Here is a 16,727-nt window from a genome sequence, read left to right on the forward strand (position 1 = left end):
TGTCCACATACCCCCACTTGTCCACAGCCACCTCATTTCCCACTTTCCCACCCCGCACCATTCCTCCTAGCGTCGAAAGCGTGTTCGAACAACCTCTACCCCGGCAACCGGCCTCCGCCGCCCGCAACCGGCTCCGCCAGCTCGCCGACCAGGCGCTGAGAGCGGAGCGTGAACCGCCCCTGGTGGGCAGGCTCGTCGAACGGTGGGTGCCTCCCGGGCTCACGCGAAGTCCGGCTCGCCGCCGACTCACCGCGATCCTCGCCGTGCTCACCGGAGTGCTGCTCCTCGTGGGCGGATCCATCATGGTGCTCGGAGGCGGTCCGTCGCCGGAACGGCCACCGCTGCTGCCGGCCGCGCACGACAGCCCGCCCGTGCCCGCTGGGTCGCCGTCGAAGGCCGCGGACGCCGCGCTCGTGATCAGCGTGGTCGGCAAGGTGCGCTCGCCCGGGCTCGTGACCGTGCCGAGCGGTGCCAGGGTCGCCGACGCGCTGAGCGCTGCGGGTGGTGCTCTCGACGGCACGGACATCACGGCGCTGAACCTCGCCCGCAAGCTCGCCGACGGCGAGCAGCTGTACGTGGGCATCGCCGCGCCGCCCGCGGCCGTGCCGGCCGATCCCGCGTCCGCGCCAGCCAAGATCAACCTGAATACGGCGTCGGCGGAGCAGCTCGACTCCCTGCCGGGAGTCGGTGCGGTGACCGCCAAACGGATCATCGAGTGGCGGACCCAGCACGGCGCCTTCGGGTCCATCAACCAGCTGCAGGAAGTCGACGGGATCGGCACGGCGAAGTTCGCCAAGCTCCGGGACCAGGTGACGGTGTGATGCTCACCGAGGTCACCACGTCCGAAAGGCATGACTACCGCCTCGTGCCTCCCGCGGTGGTCCTCTGGCTCGGTGTGCTCGCCGGGCTGCTCTGGACCTGGTGGGCTGCGCTGGTCGGAGGTCTGGCGGCCGCTGGAGTCGCCGGCGCTCTGCTGTGGCGTTGGCGGCGCAGCCGGCCACAGTGGTTCTCCGGCATCGCCGCACTGCTGCTGGCAGCGGTCCTCCTGGCCGGTCCGCTGGCCGTGCGGCTGCACGACGCCCAGCACGACCCGCTGCGTGCTCTGGCCGACCGGGCGGCCCCGGCAGTGCTGCACATGGTCGCTGAGGAGCGGCCAAAGCCCGTTCAGTCGGCGGGCTATGCGGGGCAGCAGGCAGGGGCCCGGCTCGTCGTCATCCCGGCCACCGTGCGTTGGGCGAAAGCGTCCGGTGCTGCCGTCGAGACGACCGGCCGGGTGGTGCTGCTGGCGCCCGTCCAGGGCTGGGCCGGGCTGTTGCCGGGCCAGGAAGTCACGGCGGGTGGCAGGCTCGCACCGCCCCGGGACGCCGATCTCACGGTTGCCGCCGTCTACGTTCGCGGTCCGCCGACCGATCTGGGGCCGGTTTCGTGGTGGCAGCGGGCCGCCGAAGCCACGCGGGCAGCCCTGCGGGGAGCCTGTTCCGTCCTCTCCGAGGACGCCGCGGGTCTTCTGCCGGGCCTTGTGGTCGGAGACACCAGCGGGATCTCACCCCAGGTGCAGCGGGAGTTCACCGACGCCGGGCTGTCCCACTTGACGGCGGTCAGCGGGAGCAACCTGGCGGTGGTGGCCGGGGCCGTGTTGCTGCTCCTGCGAGCACTGCGGGTCGGTCCACGGCTGTCGGCGGTGGTGGCGGGTTCCGCGCTCGTCGGTTTCGTGGTCCTCACGGGCGGCGAGCCGAGCGTCCTGCGGGCCGGTGTCATGGGCGCGGTCGCGCTGCTCGCGCTGGCACTCGGACGCCGCAGGTCGGTGCTGCCCGCGCTGGCCATCGCGGTGAGCGTCCTGGTGGTCTACGACCCAGCGATGGCCGTGAACTTCGGTTTCGCGCTGTCGGTGCTCGCCACGGCTGGGCTGGTGCTGCTCGCCCCGCGCTGGGTCGAGGCCATGAGCACGCGCGGGGTGCCGCCGGGCATCGCGGAGGGCCTGGCCGTTCCGCTCGCCGCGTTCCTGGTCACCGCGCCTGTGCTCGCGGGCATGGCGGGGCAGGTGAGCGTCGTCTCGATCGCCGCGAACGTGCTCGCCGCACCGGTGGTCGCTCCGGCGACGGTGCTGGGGGTGGTGACGGCGGTGCTGGCGACGTTCTGGCCGGCGGCGGCGCGGCTACCGGCGCTCGCGGCGGGGCCGGAGGCCCACTGGCTCCTGGCGGTCGCACGGCACGCCTCGCGGGTACCGGGAGCGGTGCTGCCGTGGCCCGGCGGCTGGTGGGGTGGCGTGCTCGCGCTGGTTGCCGTGGGAGTGCTGGTGGTGCTGCTGCGTCGGCCCCGGCTGCGAGTGGGGCTCGCGCTCGTCCTGGTGTGCGTGCTGCTGGTGGTCGTGCCGGTCCGCGTGATCGCGCCGGGGTGGCCGCCACGGAACTGGTCGATGGTGGCCTGTGACGTGGGGCAGGGGGACGCCGAGGTGCTGTCGACGGCCGAACCCGGGCGCGCCGTGGTCGTGGACACGGGGCCCGAACCGGGGCCGGTGGACGAATGCCTGGCGAGGCTCGGTGTCGACAGGGTTCCGCTGGTCGTGCTCAGCCACTTGCACGCCGACCACATCAGCGGCCTGGAGTCCGTCTTCGACGGCCGGTCCGTCGGGGCGGTCGCGGTGGGGCCGGGCCGGATGCCGGCGTGGGCGTGGCGCCAGGTGGCGCAGATCGCCGGGCGCCACGGGGTGCCCCTGCTCGAACTGGAACTCGGCCGTCGGCTCGACTGGCCCGGACTGTCCTTGGAGGTGATCGGACCGCGTTACCCCGGTCCGCAACAGGAAGGAGATGACGCGGACGGCACGAACATCAACAACGCCTCGGTCGTGCTGCGGGCTGTCACGCCCGCCGGGCGCGTCCTGCTGACCGGCGACGTGGAGCTGCTGGCTCAGGGGGATCTGCTCGCCGCGGGCACCGACCTGCACGCGGACGTGCTCAAGGTGCCCCACCACGGCAGCAGGTTCTCGTTGCCGGCATTCCTCTCGGCCGTCTCGCCGCGGCTTGCGCTCATCAGTGTCGGCGCGGGGAACAGCTACGGCCACCCGAGCAGGTCCACAGTGGACTCACTCGTCGCGGGTGGTGCGCTGGTCGCCCGCACCGACACCGACGGCGACGCTGCCGTGGTGACGGACAACGGAGGATTGGCGGTGGTGCGCAGGGGAAAGTGAACTCAGCTCTGCAGAGCGGCACGGACCGCGTCGGCCGACGGCGGGACCGTCGCCTTAGGACCGATCCGGCCTTCGACGGCGTCGAGCGTCTTCAGGCCGTCACCGGTGATGAGCAGGACGGTCTCCGCCTCGGGGTCGAGCTTGCCGGTCTCGATGAGCTTCTTCGTCGTCGCGACGGTGACCCCGCCCGCGGTCTCGGTGAAGATGCCTTCGGTGCGGGCCAGCAGCCGGATGCCCTCGACGACCTCCTCGTCGGAGACGTCCTCGATCGCGCCGCCGGTGCGGTTGACGGTGTCGAGCACGTAGGGGCCGTCCGCCGGGTTGCCGATCGCGAGGGAGCGGGCAATGGTGTTCGGCTTCACCGGCTGGACCACGTCGTGGCCGTTGCGGAACGCCGTCGAAACGGGGGAGCAGCCGGTGGCCTGGGCGCCGAAGACCTTGTACGGGGTCTCCTCGACCAGGCCGAGCGACCCCAGCTCGCGGAAGCCCTTGTCCACCTTGGTGAGCTGGGAGCCCGAGGCGATCGGCACGACGATCTGCTCCGGCAGCCGCCAGCCCAGCTGCTCGGCGACCTCGAAGGCCAGCGTCTTCGAACCCTCCGAGTAGTACGGCCGGACGTTGACGTTGACGAACGCCCACGTCTCGTTCTCGGCGGCGAGCTGCGTCGCGAGCCGGTTGACGTCGTCGTAGTTGCCGTCGACCGCGATGAGGTTGCCGTCGTAGACGGCGGTGGTGAGGATCTTGGCGCGTTCGAGGGAGGAGGGGATCAGCACGACGGACTGCCAGCCCGCGCGGGCTGCGGCCGCAGCGACGGCGTTGGCCAGGTTGCCGGTCGACGGGCAGGCGAGGGTGTCGAACCCGAACTCGCGGGCCGCGGCCAGCGCGACGGCGACGACGCGGTCCTTGAACGAGTGGGTGGGGTTGCCGGTGTCGTCCTTGACCCAGACCCGCTTGAGGCCCAAGGCCTTCGCGAGCCGGTCGGCGCGCACCAGCCGCGTACAGCCCGGCTCGGTGTTGGGGATCTCCTCGACGTTCGAGGGCACCGGCAGCAGCTTCTTGTAGCGCCAGATGTTGCGGGGGCCGGACTCGATGTCCTCGCGGCGGACCCGGCCGAAGTCGTAGGCGACCTCGAGGGGCGAGAAGTCCTCCGCGGAGACGAACTCGGGCGCGAGCGGCTGGCGGTGGCCCTCCTCCTTCGACACCAGCTCCACGGCGGGGCCGAGGTCGACGGTGCGCTGGGTGGAGGTCGAGCTGAGGGCTGCGGTCATCGCGAGGTTCCTTTCCTCATCTGTCCCGCTGACGCGGGCCGGAATTGGCACCGTGGTCGTCAGCTACCTCGCGGAATCGAGATGACAGGCTGACGCCGGTTGCCGGGGCTTCATCGGGCCGTTCCCTCTGCCCCTCTGGATGAGCGGTATTCGGTTGTCAGGGCCGCGGCGCGTGCAACGCGGCCGTTACAAACATACGACACCGTCGGCTGCCGACGCCATGCCCCTGCGGGCTTCGTCACCGTGGCAGGATCGTGAGGTGACCTCGCCAGCCACCACCACGTCGCCGCTGCACCTCGTCCTCGGCGAAGAGGAACTGCTCGTCGAGCGCGCGATCAGGGCCGCGCTCGACTCGGCCCGCCTGGTCGACCCGACCACCGACATGACGCGGACCAAGGTGTCGGACCTCACCGCGCCCGCGCTGGCCGAGCTGGTCAGCCCGTCGCTGTTCAGCGAGGGCAGGGTGATCGTGCTCGACGCCGCGCAGGACATCTCGCAGGAGCTGGCGGACGCGGTGCTGTCGTACGTGAAATCCCCTGCCGACGGGGTGGTCCTCGTCGTCGTGCACACCGGTGGCGGCCGCAGCAAGGCCGCCAAGGCGCTGCCCGCGGCGCTCCGGAAGGCGGGGGCGCAGGTCACGGAGTGCCCGAAGATCACCAAGCCCGCCGAACGGGAGGCGTTCGTCCGCAACGAGATCCGGCAGGCGGGCGGCCGGATCGACGCGACCGCCGTCGCCGCGCTGATCGACGCGGTGGGTTCGGACCTGCGGGAGCTCGCCTCTGCGGCGGCCCAGCTGGTCGCGGACTCGGGCGGCAAGGTCGACGAGGACGCGGTGCGCCGCTACCACCGGGGCCGCGCCGACGTCACGGGCTTCGCGGTCGCGGAGAAGGCCGTCGCGGGGGATCGGGCGGCGGCGCTGGAGTCGATGCGCTGGGCGATGCAGATCGGTGTTCCGCACGTGCTGGTGGCCGACGCCCTCGCCGACGCCGTGCGTACGATCGCGCGCGTGTCGGCTGCCGGTCGCGGCAACCCGAACCAGATGGCCGGTGCGCTGGGCATGCCGCCGTGGAAGATTCGCAAAGCCCAAGGTCAGGCGCGCGGCTGGGGCGCGGAGGGCCTGAACAAGGCGATGGCGATCGTCGCGCGCGTCAACGCCGAGGTGAAGGGCGCCGCCGCCGACCCGTCCTACGCGCTCGAACGAGCGGTCCTGGACCTCGTCGAAGCCCGCGACCTGCGCTGACGCGGCATGGAGACGGGGCGGCTCGCGAGGGCGGTGACGCAGCCGTGGCGCCACAGGTCGCGGTGAGGCCTGCGCGATGGTGACGATCGCTCGCGACGTGAGGTCAAGCCCGCGATTTGCAGGAATGGCGGCCGCAGCACGACGGCAGCGGCATGCGGCGACGCCATGACCTGGCTGATGCTCCCCAGGTGAGCTGAGCCGGGGCGCCGCTGCGAACGGCCGCGACCCGCGCGAAACCGTAGCCGCCTCTGTTCACGCTCCCGGTCGCCACTGCCCCCGAAAACGCGGAAGCCCGCCACGCATGACGCATGGCGGGCTTCCGGGAAAGAAAGCGGCAGGCAGCTCAGAGCTGGTTGGCGCGCTTCGCGATCGCGGACTTCTTGTTCGCGGCCTGGTTCGGGTGGATGACACCCTTGCTGGCGGCCTTGTCCAGCTTCTTCGCGGCGGCCTTCTGCAGCTCGATCGCCTTTTCCTTGTCGCCGGCCTCGGCGGCCTCGCGGAACTTGCGGATCGCGGTCTTCACCGAGGACTTGATCGACTGGTTGCGCTGGCGCGCCTTCTCGTTGGTCTGGATACGCTTGATCTGGGACTTGATGTTGGCCACGCTGGCGCTCCTTGATCTTTTCGGCGGATCTCGCTGCCGCGTCTCAGTGGCCCCGGCGGACCGGGTTTCCTCCCTGGCGGAATGCCACACGGCAACGGTCGTCAAGGCTACCAGCCGGCCCGCGGACGCCCACGTGGTGCCCCGGGCCACTCAGCGCCCGATCCCGCACCGCGGTCGGCCCGGCCGCCTGATCTACTCGGGAGGCCTGTGAAAGGGGGAAGGCTCGGTGAACGGTACTGCCCTCGCGCTCGTCCTGGTCGCCGCCGTGGTGCACGCCGGGTGGAACCTCGCGGCCAAGCGCGTCGCGGGCGGGGGTGCCGCCTTCGTCTTCCTCTACTACACCGTGAGCGCTGTCGTGTGCGTGCCGGTCGCCGTCGTCGCGCTCGTCGTCGAGGCCGGGCGGCCCCAGTGGACCTGGCTGCTCGCCGCCGTGCTCACCGCGGTCTTCCACGTCGCCTACGGCACCGTCCTGCAACGCGGCTACGCCGTCGGCGACCTGTCCGTCGTCTACCCCCTCGCCCGCGGCAGCGGCCCGCTGCTGTCCGTGTTCGCGGCCGTCGTCCTGCTCGGCGAACGGCCCGGGGTGCTGGGCCTGATCGGCGCACTGCTCGTCGTCGCCGGGGTGCTGCTCATCGGCAGCGGACGCGGGGAGACCCACCTCGACCCGCGGGCTCGGCGTGCCGGGATCTTCTACGGCCTGCTCACCGGCGCCACGATCGCCGCGTACACGCTTTGGGACGACCACTCCGTCAACGCGCTCGGCGTCCCGCCACTGGTCTACTTCAGCACCGGCGCCCTCCTGCAGAGCGCACTGCTCGCCCCGCTCGCCGCCCGCGGGGACGTGCGTGGGCTGTGGCGCGCGCACCGCCGGGAAGTGCTGCTCGTCGGCGTGCTGTCACCCGTCGCGTACCTGCTCGTCCTCTACGCGATGCGGCTCGCGCCGGTCAGCCTCGTCGCGCCGGCCCGCGAGGTCAGCATCGTGCTGGGCGGGCTCGCCGGGTGGCTCGTGCTGGGCGAGGCCGACCCCGGGCGCCGCCTCGTGGGCTCGGTCGTCGTACTGGCCGGGATTGCGGCGATTGCCGCTTCCTGATGGAGTGCTATGCATGGAGGTGCTGAGCAGCCGCGTCCTGCTGCGGCCCGCGGACCCGGAGAAGTCCACCGCGTTCTACCGCGACGCACTGGGCTTGGCGATCTACCGGACCTTCCCCGGCGGCACGGTGTTCTTCCTCGGCCAGGGGCTGCTCGAAGTGTCCGAGCACGGCGACGGTGGCCCCGCCGGACCGGCCGGGCTGTGGCTGCAGGTCCGCGACCTCGACGCCACCCTCGCGGAACTCGCCGCGCGTGGCGTGACCCCCGACCGGGAGCCCCGGCTGGAGCCGTGGGGCCTGCGCGAGGCGTGGCTCTCCGACCCGGACGGCATCCGCATCGTGCTCGTCGAGGTCCCCGCCGACCACCCCATCCGGACCGACGTGCGGGCGCAGTGAGCTTCCTGCGCTAAGAAGCAGCCGCGGCACGCAGTTCCGCCGCGGGGCCACCGAAACCGGGCGCGTCCCACGTCCAGGTCTGCAGGTCCGTGAACCCGGCGACGGCGACCTCGGCGGCCAGCTGGTGCCGGGGCACGGGCAGGACCTGCTCGTGCACGGACAGCACGAGGCGGCCGCCGGGGCGCAGGACGCGGTGCAGCTCCGCGAGCGCGGTGGCGCGGTTTTCCCACAGCTGCACGTTGTTGACGCTCACGACGACGTCCACCGACGCGTCCGGCTGCCCCGTGCCCGCCGCGGTCCCGTTCCGGAGTTCCGCGTCGGGACACCGGGCGCGGCAGGACGCGAGCATCTCCTCCGACGGGTCCACGCCGATCACCTTCGCGGCGCGCTCGGCGGCGGCGGCCAGGCCCACGCCGGGACCGGGCCCGACGACGAGGACGGTTTCGGACTTCGTGACGCCCGCCACTTCGACGACGTGGCGTTCCGTCGCCGCGTTGCCCCAGGCCATCACGGCGCCACCCACTCTGCCCAGCGCGCCACGGGGGTGGCCGAAGGCCCTGTCCAGCAGTTTGCCGAGGAAACCGGTGCGGGGAGCGATCGCAGTACTCATACCTCCAGGTCAGCACGCGCGGCGCCGGGTGGCATCGGGGATGACCCGGAAATGCCCCCGCACCGGGCATGGGAGACTGGAGGAGCACCCACGACCGAGCCGAGGATTTCAGTGACCTTCGCCGACACCACGTTCACGCCACCGGAGCTGATCCGGAACTTCTGCATCATCGCGCACATCGACCACGGGAAGTCGACCCTGGCCGACCGCATGCTGCAGCTCACGGGCGTCGTCGAGGAACGGGCCATGCGGGCCCAGTACCTCGACCGGATGGACATCGAGCGCGAGCGCGGCATCACGATCAAGGCCCAGAACGTCCGCCTGCCGTGGCAGGTGGCGGGGCAAGACCACGTCCTGCACCTGATCGACACGCCGGGGCACGTCGACTTCACCTACGAGGTCTCCCGCGCGCTGGAGGCCTGCGAGGGCGCGATCCTGCTGGTCGACGCCGCGCAGGGGATCGAGGCGCAGACGCTGGCGAACCTCTACCTCGCGCTGGACAAGGACCTGCACATCATCCCGGTCCTCAACAAGATCGACCTGCCCGCGGCCGACCCGGACAAGTACGCCGCCGAGCTCGCGCACATCATCGGCTGCGACCCGGGTGACGTGCTGCGCGTGTCCGCCAAGACCGGGCAGGGCGTGCGGGAGCTGCTCGACGAGGTGGTGCGCCAGGTGCCGCCGCCGCAGGGCGACGCCGACGCGCCGGCCCGTGCGATGATCTTCGACTCGGTGTACGACACCTACCGCGGCGTCGTCACCTACATCCGCGTCGTGGACGGCAAGATCACGCCGCGCGAGCGGATCCGGATGATGTCCACCGGCGCCACGCACGAGCTGCTGGAGGTCGGGATCATCTCGCCGGAGCCGAAGCCCAGCGCGGGTCTCGGGGTCGGCGAGGTGGGCTACCTGATCACCGGTGTGAAGGACGTGCGCCAGTCGCGGGTCGGTGACACCGTGACCAGCGAGCGCAAGGGCGCGACGCAGCCGCTGACGGGGTACCGCGAGCCGAAGCCGATGGTGTACTCGGGGCTGTACCCGGTGGACGGTTCGGACTACCCGGAGCTGCGTGAGGCGCTGGAGAAGCTGCAGCTCAACGACGCCGCGCTGACGTTCGAGCCGGAGACGTCCGTGGCGCTGGGCTTCGGGTTCCGCTGCGGCTTCCTCGGCCTGCTGCACCTGGAGATCACGCGGGACCGGCTGGAGCGCGAGTTCGGCCTCGACCTGATCTCCACCGCACCGAACGTGGTGTACCGCGTCGTGCTGGAGGACGGCAGCGAGCACACGGTCACGAACCCGTCGGACTGGCCGACCGGGTACAAGATCGCCGAGGTGCACGAGCCGCTGTCGAAGGTCACGGTCATCGCGCCCGCCGAGTTCATCGGCGCGATCATGGAGCTGTGCCAGAGCAAGCGCGGTCAGCTGCTGGGCATGGACTACCTGTCCGAGGACCGCGTCGAGCTGCGGTACAACCTGCCGCTCGCGGAGATCATCTTCGACTTCTTCGACTCGCTGAAGTCCCGCACCCGCGGGTACGCCTCGCTGGACTACGAGGAGGCGGGCGAGCAGGCCGCCGACCTGGTCAAGGTGGACATCCTGCTGCAGGGCGAGCCGGTGGACGCGTTCTCCGCGATCGTCCACAAGGACGCGGCGTTCAGCTACGGCAACCGGATGGCGACGCGGCTGCGTGAGCTGATCCCGCGGCAGCAGTTCGAGGTGCCGATCCAGGCGGCGGTCGGCTCGCGGATCATCGCGCGCGAGACGATCAGGGCGATCCGCAAGGACGTGCTGGCGAAGTGCTACGGCGGTGACATCTCGCGGAAGCGGAAGCTGCTGGAGAAGCAGAAGGAAGGCAAGAAGCGGATGAAGAGCATCGGGCGGGTCGAGGTCCCGCAGGAGGCCTTCGTCGCGGCGTTGTCGACCACCGAGCCCGCCGAGAAGGGCAAGGGCAAGAAGTAGCGGGGTTCACGAGTTGCCGTAGAGGCGCTCGGCCTCGATGAACACCGCGCAGCGGCGTTCGGCGGCCATGACCCTGTCGTACTCCTCCCAGTCGTCGTGGGTGCCGGTCGCCGCGAGGAACACGTCACGGAGCAGGCGCGGCAGGCCGGCGAGGTCGAAGCCGGGGTCGGGGTCGTCGGGGCCGATCAGGCGGGCCGGGCCCTGCACGGACGCCCACTCCCAGCCGCGGCGGAACACCACCGTGCCCTGGCCCCGCTCCCGCAGCAGGGTGAGCTTGCGCGTGCCGCCGCGGGCCACGAACCCGGCGCTGATCCGGCCCGTCACCGGATCGGGGAGGATGCCGGCGTTGACCACGGAGGCGTGCACGCTGCCGTCGGCCCGCGCGACCGCGATGGTGGCGAGGCCGTGCTCGGCGAACGCGAGTTTGCGCACACGATCCAAGTCGATCATGACGGCACGGTATCCCGATTCTAGGCTGAGTACATGTTCGAAGACTTGCGCTTTCCGGTGATCGTCGCGCCGATGGCGGGCGGGCCCACCACTCCGGAACTGGTGGCGGCGGTGGTCGAGGCGGGCGGCTCCGGCTTCCTCGCCGCGGGGTACCTCAAGGCGGACGCGCTGGCGGAGCGCATCGCGAAGACCCGGGAGCTGACGCGGGGCACCTTCGGCGTGAACCTGTTCGTGCCCGGCGCGCCGTCCACTGTGGAGCTGGACGGCTACGCGCGGCGGATGGAAGCCGAGGCGCGGCGGTACGGCACCGAGCCCGGCGAGCCGCGCTGGGATGACGACGACTACCCGGCGAAGCTGGATCTCGTGGTGCGCGAACGGATCCCGTTCGTTTCGTTCACCTTCGGGCTGCCGTCGCGAGAGGCGGTGGACCGGCTGCACGACGTCGGCAGCCGCGTGATCGCCACCGTCACGAACCCGGACGAGGCGGCGCGGGCGGCCGAGGTGGGTGCCGATGCCTTGTGCGTCCAGGGTTTCGAGGCCGGCGCGCACCGGGGCCTGCTCACCGACGACCCGGCGCGCCCGGACGGCGGCCCCGCCTACGGCCTGCTCGCGTTGCTGCGCCTGGCGTCCGCCCGCACCGGGCTGCCGCTGGTCGCGGCGGGTGGCCTGGTCCACGGCGCGGACGTCGCCGCGGTGCTGACCGCCGGTGCCGTCGCCGCGCAGCTGGGCACCGCGTTCCTGCGGGCCGACGAGGCGGGCACACAGCCGACCCACCGGCGTGCGCTGGCCGAGGACGACCGCGAGACAGGGTTCACGCGAGCGTTCAGCGGACGCACGGCGCGCGGCATAGTCAACCGCTTCTTCGCCGAGCACTCGGCGGACGCGCCCGCAGCGTACCCCGAGGTGCACCACCTGACCCGGCCGGTCCGGGCCGCCGCGGGCAAGTCGGGCGACGCGGAGGGGCTGCACCTGTGGGCAGGGCAGACCTACCCCGTCGCGTCCGAGGGCCCGGCGGCGGAGATCTTCGCGCGCATCGAGGACGAGGCACGGGCCGCGGTGCGGCGGGTGTGGCTGGACTGACGCCTCAGCCCGCCGCGGCGACCTCCGTGGTCTGGACGACCTTCTGCCTGCGGCCCTTGCGCTTGCGCGTGGCGCCCGCGGTGAAGTAGCTCATCAGCTCCGCGACGGCCGACGGGTCGTCGAGCTGCGGGCAGTGGCCCCAGTCCTCGCGGATGAGCAGGCGGCTGTGCGGTACGAGCGAGTGCAGCCGCCTGCCCGACGCCGCGTCCACCAGCCTGTCCTTGCCGCACGCGACGACGAGCAGCGGCACCTCGATGGCGTCCAGCCCCTCGTACGCCTCCGCGAGTTCCTCCACCAGCTGACGGGCCTGCTCCAGGCGTGTCTTCGTGGAGCGGTAGTCCGGGAACAGGTCGGTGAAGCGCCGCACGTGCTCCTTCGCCGCCACGCCGTGGTCGGCGTAGAGCAGGCGCGGCACGACGTACTCGGCGATGGTCCGGACCAGGAAACCGGGCACCGGCAACGGCAGCGCCGCCCACAGCCGCAGCGGGGTGGTGCCGATCGCGCGCACCAGCCACGAGTCCACGAAACCCGGTGCGGCGATGGAGATCACGCCCGCGATGGGGTGCCTTCCGGTGGCGGCGGCCCGCAGGCTCATCGTGCCGCCCAGCGAGTTCCCGGCGAGCACGACCCTGCCGTGCCTGGTCTGTTCCTTGAGCACGGCGTCGACGAACCGGTCGAGCTGCGGCAGCATCGCGCCGGAGCGCAGCGCCTCGGCGCTGCCGAACCCGGGCAGATCGACCGCGACGGCGCAGATGCCCGCGTTGGCCAGCTGCTCGAGCACCGGGCGCCAGGTGTCGGCGCTGTCGCAGTACCCGTGCAACAGGACGAGCCGGGGCGCACCCCGGAGCAACCGCTTGGGACCGACTTCGAGCACGCGCGTACGGACGCCGGCATAGGTGCGTTCCCCGACCCGGATCGGCTCCGGGCCGGTGCGTAGTGACGGCGGCGTCTCCCGCTTTCCCCGCTCCATTGCGGTCATATACCCAGATTAGCGAGAAAGACTCGCTTTCTCCGGGTCAGTGCTCGGTCACGAAGCGGTGTCGGGGTGGTGTCGGAGTGTGTCTGCGCAGCTCAGCGGCCGAATCGGGCGTGTTAACGAGTGAAAACGATTTTGCCGGCGGTGTCCCCTTCGAGCATCGCGCGGAAGCCCTGCTCCGCGTCGGTCAGGGGGAGCTCGGTGCCGATCTGCGGCTTGATCCCGGCCAGGTCGACGTACTCCAGCAGGTTCTGCAGCTCGTCGCGGGTGCCCATGGTGGACCCGACGACCCGCAGCTGCAGGAAGAACACCCGCTGCAGGTCGGCGCTGGGGTCGGGGCCGCTGGTCGAGCCGGACACCACGACGACGCCACCCGGCTTCAGCGACTTCAGCGAGTGGCCCCAGGTCGCCTTGCCGACGGTCTCGAACACCGCGTCCACGCGCTCGGGCAGCCGCGCACCGCTCTCGAAGGTCGCGTGCGCACCCAGCCGCTCGGCCAGCGCCCGCTTCTCCTCGGTCCGCCCGGTCACCCAGACGCGCATCCCGGCGGCGCGGCCCAGCTGCACCAGCGCGGTCGACACGCCGCCCGACGCGCCCTGCACGAGCATGGTCTGCCCGGGGCGCAGCCCCGACTTGACGAACAGCATCCGGTACGCCGTCAGCCACGCGGTGCCCATGATCGCGGCCTCGGAGAACGACATGTTCTTCGGCTTCGGCACGGCGTTGCGGGCGGGCACGACCACGTAGTCGGCGAAGGTGCCCTGGTACTTCTCCGTGAGGAGGGTGCGCTTCGGGTCGAGGGTGTCGTCGCCCTGCCAGCCGGGCGCGTTGACGACCGAGTGCAGCACCACCTCGGTGCCGTCGTCCAGCACGCCGGCGCCGTCGCAGCCGACGATCATCGGGAACTGCTCGGCCTTGATGCCCACGCCGCGCAACGTCCAGATGTCGTGCATGTTCAGGCTCGCGGCCCGCACCGCGACCCTGACCCAGCCCTCGGGCACCTCGGGCTCGGGCCGCTCGCCCACGACGAGTGCGTCCAGCGGGTTGTCGTAGTTGGCTTCGTTGGCATACACGGCGAACATGGGTGCAAACTACCGCGCCGGCACCCCGCGTAGGCTGTGACCGTGTTCGCAGGACTGGCAGGCTGGTGGGACAACGCCGAGCTGTGGCTCGCGCAGTTGTGGTTCCCGTTGCAGTTCCTGCTGGTCATCGCCGTGCTCGGGCCGCTGTGCCTCGGCGCGGCCTGGCTGATCGACCGGATCGTGGACCGCGTGGCGGCGTGGCTGCGGCCCTCCAGGGACGAGGACTGCGAACCCCGCGCCTGAGGTTGCGGCACCACTCCGCGACCCGGGTCAAGCCGTCATTAGAGTGGCGCGGGTGTCTAGCAGAAGGCGGATCACGGTCGCGCTGGTCGGGCTGCTCGTGCTCGTCCTGGGTGGCTGGCTGATCAGGGATCTCGGCAGCGATACCGGGCCGGGAACGTCCACGACGGCGTTGTCCGCACTGCCGCCCGAGGCCGCGCAGACGTGGCGGCTCATCCAGCGCGGCGGGCCCTTCCCGTACCCCCGCAACGACGGCGTGGTGTTCGAGAACCGGGAGAAACGCCTGCCGCAGCACCAGAGCGGTTACTACCATGAGTACACGGTGCCGACGCCGGGCAGCGCGGACCGGGGCCCAAGACGCCTGATCACCGGCGGGTCGCACGAGCTGTACTACACCGGTGATCATTACGCGTCCTTCGTCGTCGTCGATCCCTCGAAATAGAAGGCCATGGAGCACCTCAGCATCAAGACCATCACCGACCGCGCGCGGGCGCGGGGCGCCTACCTGCACGCGATGGCGGGCCACCCGGCGGACAAGCTGTCCACACTGGACGCGATCGCCGAGGCGCTGTCGTTCCCGGACTGGTTCGGCCGCAACCTCGACGCCCTGTACGACTGCCTCACCGACCTGTCCTGGCTGCCCAGCGGAGAGCACGTGCTCGTGTGGAGCGGTTCGGACGCCCTCAAGCAGGCCGACCCGCGCGGGTACCTGGCGATCCGCAGCGTGCTGTCGGACGCCGAACGGGCCCTGGCCCCGGCCGGCGGACGGCCCGACAGCCGCCGCCTCACCCTCGCCCTCGCCGACGACTGAAAACCAGGGCAGGCGCCACAAAATTTACTGTAGTTGATTTGCGCAGCGGATTGACTTAGAGTCGGCAATCAAATTCACCCAGAACACCAGTCTGCCCGAAGCGGGATTCGTCCTGGCGGAGTTCGGATCCGTTTTGTCCTGCTGAGGCACCGGACTTCGACGCAGCCGGCCTTCGGTGGAAGAAGAAGCGCAGGCACGGCACTTCTGAGGTGGAGGAATCTCGTGGGGACTCGCGGAGCGGGTAATTCATTCTCCCTTTCGGAGTGGACGGGCATCGCGGCGGTGACGCTGCTCTGCGCCATCGGCTTCATGGACATGATCGACGCCGTCATCGTCAACGTGGCGATGCCGGCGATCCAGCACCGGTTCGGCCTCCCGCAGCAGAGCCTGCAGTGGGTGGTGTCCGGCTACCTGCTGACCTACGGCGGCGGGATGCTCCTGGGCGGGCGCGCGGCAGACCTGGTGGGGCGACGGCCGGTCCTGGTGGTCGGCGTGACCGTGTTCGCCGCCGCGTCCCTGATCGGCGGGCTCGCCCCCACCCCGGGGGTGCTCATCGGTGCCCGGGTCGTGCAGGGGGCCGGGGCGGCGGCGATGATGCCCGCGGCGTTGTCGCTGGTCATGACCAGTTTCGGGACCGACCGGGTGCGGGCGGTCGGGATCTGGAGCGGCACCCTCGGCCTGGCCACGACGGCCGGGGTCCTGCTCGGTGGTGTCCTGACCGAGGTGTTCGGGTGGCGCTCGGTGCTGCTGATCAACCCGATCGTCTGCGTGGTGATCCTCGCCGGCGTCTTCCGGTTGCTGCCCGACGATCGGCGCCGCGCGACGTGGCGGACCGTCGACGTCGCCGGTGCCGTCTCCAGCACGGGGGGACTGGGGCTGCTGATCTGGGCCGTGGTCGAGGCGCCCCACGCGGGCTGGGGGGCGCTGAGCACGGTTGTCCGCCTGGCGGGCGCGGCGGTTCTCCTGGTCGTGTTCGTGTGGAACGAACGCCGTTGCGAACGGCGCGGCGGGAAGCCGCTGGTCCCGTTGTCCATCGTCCGGGTCCGGGGGCTCGTCGCCGCCAACGCGACCCAGGCCGTGGCGATCGGGGGCCTGTACGGCATGTTCTTCTTCGTCACCTTGTACATGCAGAACGTGCTGGGATACTCGGCGCTGCAAACGGGCCTCGCGTATTTGCCCGCCACGTCGGGCGTCGTACTCGGAGCCGGGGTCGCGACCAAATTCCTGATCCCGTGGGCCGGAACCCTTCCCGTGATCGTGGGTGGTTTGGTGGTCGCCGCGGGCGGTGTGTGGTGGCTGTCCCTCCTGCCGGTGCACGGGAGCTACCCCAGCGACATCCTCCCGGGCCTGCTCGGGTTTTCGCTGGGGCTGGGGCTCGTTTTCGTGGCCGTGATGAACGCGGCCACGGCGGAGGTCACGCCCGAACGTTCAGGACTTGCGTCGGCGTTGGTGCAGATCTCCACGCAGGTGGGCGGCGCGATCGGGATCGCGGTGCTGATCGCCTTCGCCGCGGCGCACACGACCGGTCTGCTCGCCGCCGGGGTGCCGGTGTCCGGTGCGCTGACGGGCGGATTTCGTCTCGCCCTGCGGGTGAGCAGCATCGCCGTTCTCGTCGCGGCGGTCCTGGGCCTGCGCACCGTCAACACCCGCGACACCACTTCCGGCATGATGGGCGGATGACAGCTGAGGACGGGAGAGCGGGCGCCGCTCCACGCCTCGCCCGCTTCGGCTGAGAG

The 16,727-nt window shown here is 71.3% G+C and carries 17 protein-coding genes and 1 riboswitch; of the genes, 11 read left to right on the plus strand and 6 right to left on the minus strand.

Features of this window, described 5'->3' with window-relative positions; all coding sequences use genetic code 11:
* The first annotated feature begins 80 nt into the window (after nucleotides 1-80).
* A complete protein-coding gene (locus tag BMZ92_RS25980; protein ID WP_091512600.1) occupies nucleotides 81-821 on the plus strand; it encodes a ComEA family DNA-binding protein in 741 nt (246 codons plus the stop codon).
* On the plus strand, nucleotides 821-3,187 hold the full coding sequence (locus BMZ92_RS25985) for a ComEC/Rec2 family competence protein (protein WP_091512602.1): 2,367 nt from the start codon (nucleotides 821-823) through the stop codon (nucleotides 3,185-3,187). Before BMZ92_RS25980 ends, BMZ92_RS25985 begins: the two co-directional genes overlap by 1 nt.
* 2 nt (nucleotides 3,188-3,189) lie before the next feature.
* Here the strand turns inward: BMZ92_RS25985 and thrC are convergent, their stop codons facing one another.
* On the minus strand, nucleotides 3,190-4,455 hold the full coding sequence (gene thrC / locus BMZ92_RS25990) for a threonine synthase (protein ID WP_091512605.1): 1,266 nt from the start codon (nucleotides 4,453-4,455) through the stop codon (nucleotides 3,190-3,192).
* 13 nt (nucleotides 4,456-4,468) lie between these two features.
* A riboswitch (SAM riboswitch) is annotated at nucleotides 4,469-4,601 on the minus strand.
* A 113-nt stretch (nucleotides 4,602-4,714) separates the two neighbouring features.
* Between thrC and holA the strand changes: the two genes are divergently transcribed.
* The gene (gene holA, locus BMZ92_RS25995; protein WP_091512606.1) at nucleotides 4,715-5,695 is read left to right on the plus strand and encodes a DNA polymerase III subunit delta; all 981 of its coding nucleotides are present in this window, start codon (nucleotides 4,715-4,717) and stop codon (nucleotides 5,693-5,695) included.
* A gap of 343 nt (nucleotides 5,696-6,038) precedes the next feature.
* On the opposite strand, the gene rpsT is transcribed toward holA, so the two are convergent.
* Nucleotides 6,039-6,299, minus strand: a complete 261-nt coding sequence (gene rpsT, locus BMZ92_RS26000; protein ID WP_091512615.1) for a 30S ribosomal protein S20 — start codon at nucleotides 6,297-6,299, stop codon at nucleotides 6,039-6,041.
* A gap of 226 nt (nucleotides 6,300-6,525) precedes the next feature.
* Between rpsT and BMZ92_RS26005 the strand changes: the two genes are divergently transcribed.
* Together BMZ92_RS26005 and BMZ92_RS26010 are read left to right on the plus strand one after the other, a co-directional pair.
* Nucleotides 6,526-7,389, plus strand: a complete 864-nt coding sequence (locus BMZ92_RS26005; protein WP_091512617.1) for an EamA family transporter — start codon at nucleotides 6,526-6,528, stop codon at nucleotides 7,387-7,389.
* 13 nt (nucleotides 7,390-7,402) lie between these two features.
* Nucleotides 7,403-7,783, plus strand: a complete 381-nt coding sequence (locus BMZ92_RS26010) for a VOC family protein (protein ID WP_091512620.1) — start codon at nucleotides 7,403-7,405, stop codon at nucleotides 7,781-7,783.
* A 10-nt stretch (nucleotides 7,784-7,793) separates the two neighbouring features.
* Here the strand turns inward: BMZ92_RS26010 and BMZ92_RS26015 are convergent, their stop codons facing one another.
* Nucleotides 7,794-8,393: a class I SAM-dependent methyltransferase gene (locus BMZ92_RS26015; protein ID WP_091512622.1), complete on the minus strand. Its 600-nt coding sequence runs from the start codon at nucleotides 8,391-8,393 to the stop codon at nucleotides 7,794-7,796.
* A gap of 51 nt (nucleotides 8,394-8,444) precedes the next feature.
* Between BMZ92_RS26015 and lepA the strand changes: the two genes are divergently transcribed.
* Nucleotides 8,445-10,352, plus strand: coding sequence for a translation elongation factor 4 (gene lepA / locus BMZ92_RS26020; RefSeq protein WP_091512624.1), 1,908 nt, complete (start codon nucleotides 8,445-8,447; stop codon nucleotides 10,350-10,352).
* Nucleotides 10,353-10,358: 6 nt separating this feature from the next.
* On the opposite strand, the gene BMZ92_RS26025 is transcribed toward lepA, so the two are convergent.
* Entirely contained in the window at nucleotides 10,359-10,802 is a 444-nt protein-coding gene (locus BMZ92_RS26025) for a pyridoxamine 5'-phosphate oxidase family protein (protein ID WP_091512627.1), read from the minus strand.
* 33 nt (nucleotides 10,803-10,835) lie between these two features.
* Between BMZ92_RS26025 and BMZ92_RS26030 the strand changes: the two genes are divergently transcribed.
* Entirely contained in the window at nucleotides 10,836-11,882 is a 1,047-nt protein-coding gene (locus BMZ92_RS26030; RefSeq protein WP_091512628.1) for an NAD(P)H-dependent flavin oxidoreductase, read from the plus strand.
* 4 nt (nucleotides 11,883-11,886) lie between these two features.
* On the opposite strand, the gene BMZ92_RS26035 is transcribed toward BMZ92_RS26030, so the two are convergent.
* Both BMZ92_RS26035 and BMZ92_RS26040 read right to left on the minus strand, forming a co-directional pair.
* Nucleotides 11,887-12,861 (minus strand): alpha/beta fold hydrolase, encoded by a 975-nt coding sequence (locus BMZ92_RS26035; RefSeq protein ID WP_091512631.1) that lies wholly within the window; start codon nucleotides 12,859-12,861, stop codon nucleotides 11,887-11,889.
* 113 nt (nucleotides 12,862-12,974) lie between these two features.
* Complete coding sequence (locus tag BMZ92_RS26040; RefSeq protein WP_091512634.1) at nucleotides 12,975-13,940, minus strand: zinc-binding dehydrogenase; 966 nt, start codon at nucleotides 13,938-13,940, stop codon at nucleotides 12,975-12,977.
* Nucleotides 13,941-13,982: 42 nt separating this feature from the next.
* Here BMZ92_RS26040 and BMZ92_RS26045 point away from each other — a divergent pair, with 42 nt between their 5' ends.
* The 4 genes from BMZ92_RS26045 to BMZ92_RS26060 all read left to right on the plus strand — a co-directional run bounded on the left by BMZ92_RS26045 (nucleotide 13,983) and on the right by BMZ92_RS26060 (nucleotide 16,671).
* On the plus strand, nucleotides 13,983-14,183 hold the full coding sequence (locus tag BMZ92_RS26045; protein ID WP_091512707.1) for a hypothetical protein: 201 nt from the start codon (nucleotides 13,983-13,985) through the stop codon (nucleotides 14,181-14,183).
* A 52-nt stretch (nucleotides 14,184-14,235) separates the two neighbouring features.
* Nucleotides 14,236-14,622, plus strand: a complete 387-nt coding sequence (locus BMZ92_RS26050; protein ID WP_091512710.1) for a guanyl-specific ribonuclease — start codon at nucleotides 14,236-14,238, stop codon at nucleotides 14,620-14,622.
* Nucleotides 14,623-14,628: 6 nt separating this feature from the next.
* A complete protein-coding gene (locus BMZ92_RS26055; protein ID WP_091512635.1) occupies nucleotides 14,629-14,991 on the plus strand; it encodes a barstar family protein in 363 nt (120 codons plus the stop codon).
* A 282-nt stretch (nucleotides 14,992-15,273) separates the two neighbouring features.
* A complete protein-coding gene (locus BMZ92_RS26060; RefSeq protein ID WP_218153551.1) occupies nucleotides 15,274-16,671 on the plus strand; it encodes an MFS transporter in 1,398 nt (465 codons plus the stop codon).
* The last annotated feature ends 56 nt before the right edge of the window (nucleotides 16,672-16,727 follow it).

The organism is Amycolatopsis sacchari (genome assembly GCF_900114035.1).
Lineage (GTDB): Bacteria > Actinomycetota > Actinomycetes > Mycobacteriales > Pseudonocardiaceae > Amycolatopsis_E > Amycolatopsis_E sacchari.

Excerpts from the sequence above, each read along its gene's own strand:
- BMZ92_RS26025 (WP_091512627.1), bottom strand. The coding sequence starts at position 10,802 with ATGATCGACTTGGATCGTGTGCGCAAACTCGCGTTCGCCGAGCACGGC.
- BMZ92_RS26010 (WP_091512620.1), top strand. The coding sequence starts at position 7,403 with ATGGAGGTGCTGAGCAGCCGCGTCCTGCTGCGGCCCGCGGACCCGGAG.
- BMZ92_RS26040 (WP_091512634.1), bottom strand. The coding sequence starts at position 13,940 with ATGTTCGCCGTGTATGCCAACGAAGCCAACTACGACAACCCGCTGGAC.
- BMZ92_RS26015 (WP_091512622.1), bottom strand. The coding sequence starts at position 8,393 with ATGAGTACTGCGATCGCTCCCCGCACCGGTTTCCTCGGCAAACTGCTG.
- BMZ92_RS26055 (WP_091512635.1), top strand. The coding sequence starts at position 14,629 with ATGGAGCACCTCAGCATCAAGACCATCACCGACCGCGCGCGGGCGCGG.
- BMZ92_RS25985 (WP_091512602.1), top strand. The coding sequence starts at position 821 with ATGCTCACCGAGGTCACCACGTCCGAAAGGCATGACTACCGCCTCGTG.
- BMZ92_RS26030 (WP_091512628.1), top strand. The coding sequence starts at position 10,836 with ATGTTCGAAGACTTGCGCTTTCCGGTGATCGTCGCGCCGATGGCGGGC.
- BMZ92_RS26035 (WP_091512631.1), bottom strand. The coding sequence starts at position 12,861 with ATGACCGCAATGGAGCGGGGAAAGCGGGAGACGCCGCCGTCACTACGC.
- thrC (WP_091512605.1), bottom strand. The coding sequence starts at position 4,455 with ATGACCGCAGCCCTCAGCTCGACCTCCACCCAGCGCACCGTCGACCTC.
- lepA (WP_091512624.1), top strand. The coding sequence starts at position 8,445 with ATGCCCCCGCACCGGGCATGGGAGACTGGAGGAGCACCCACGACCGAG.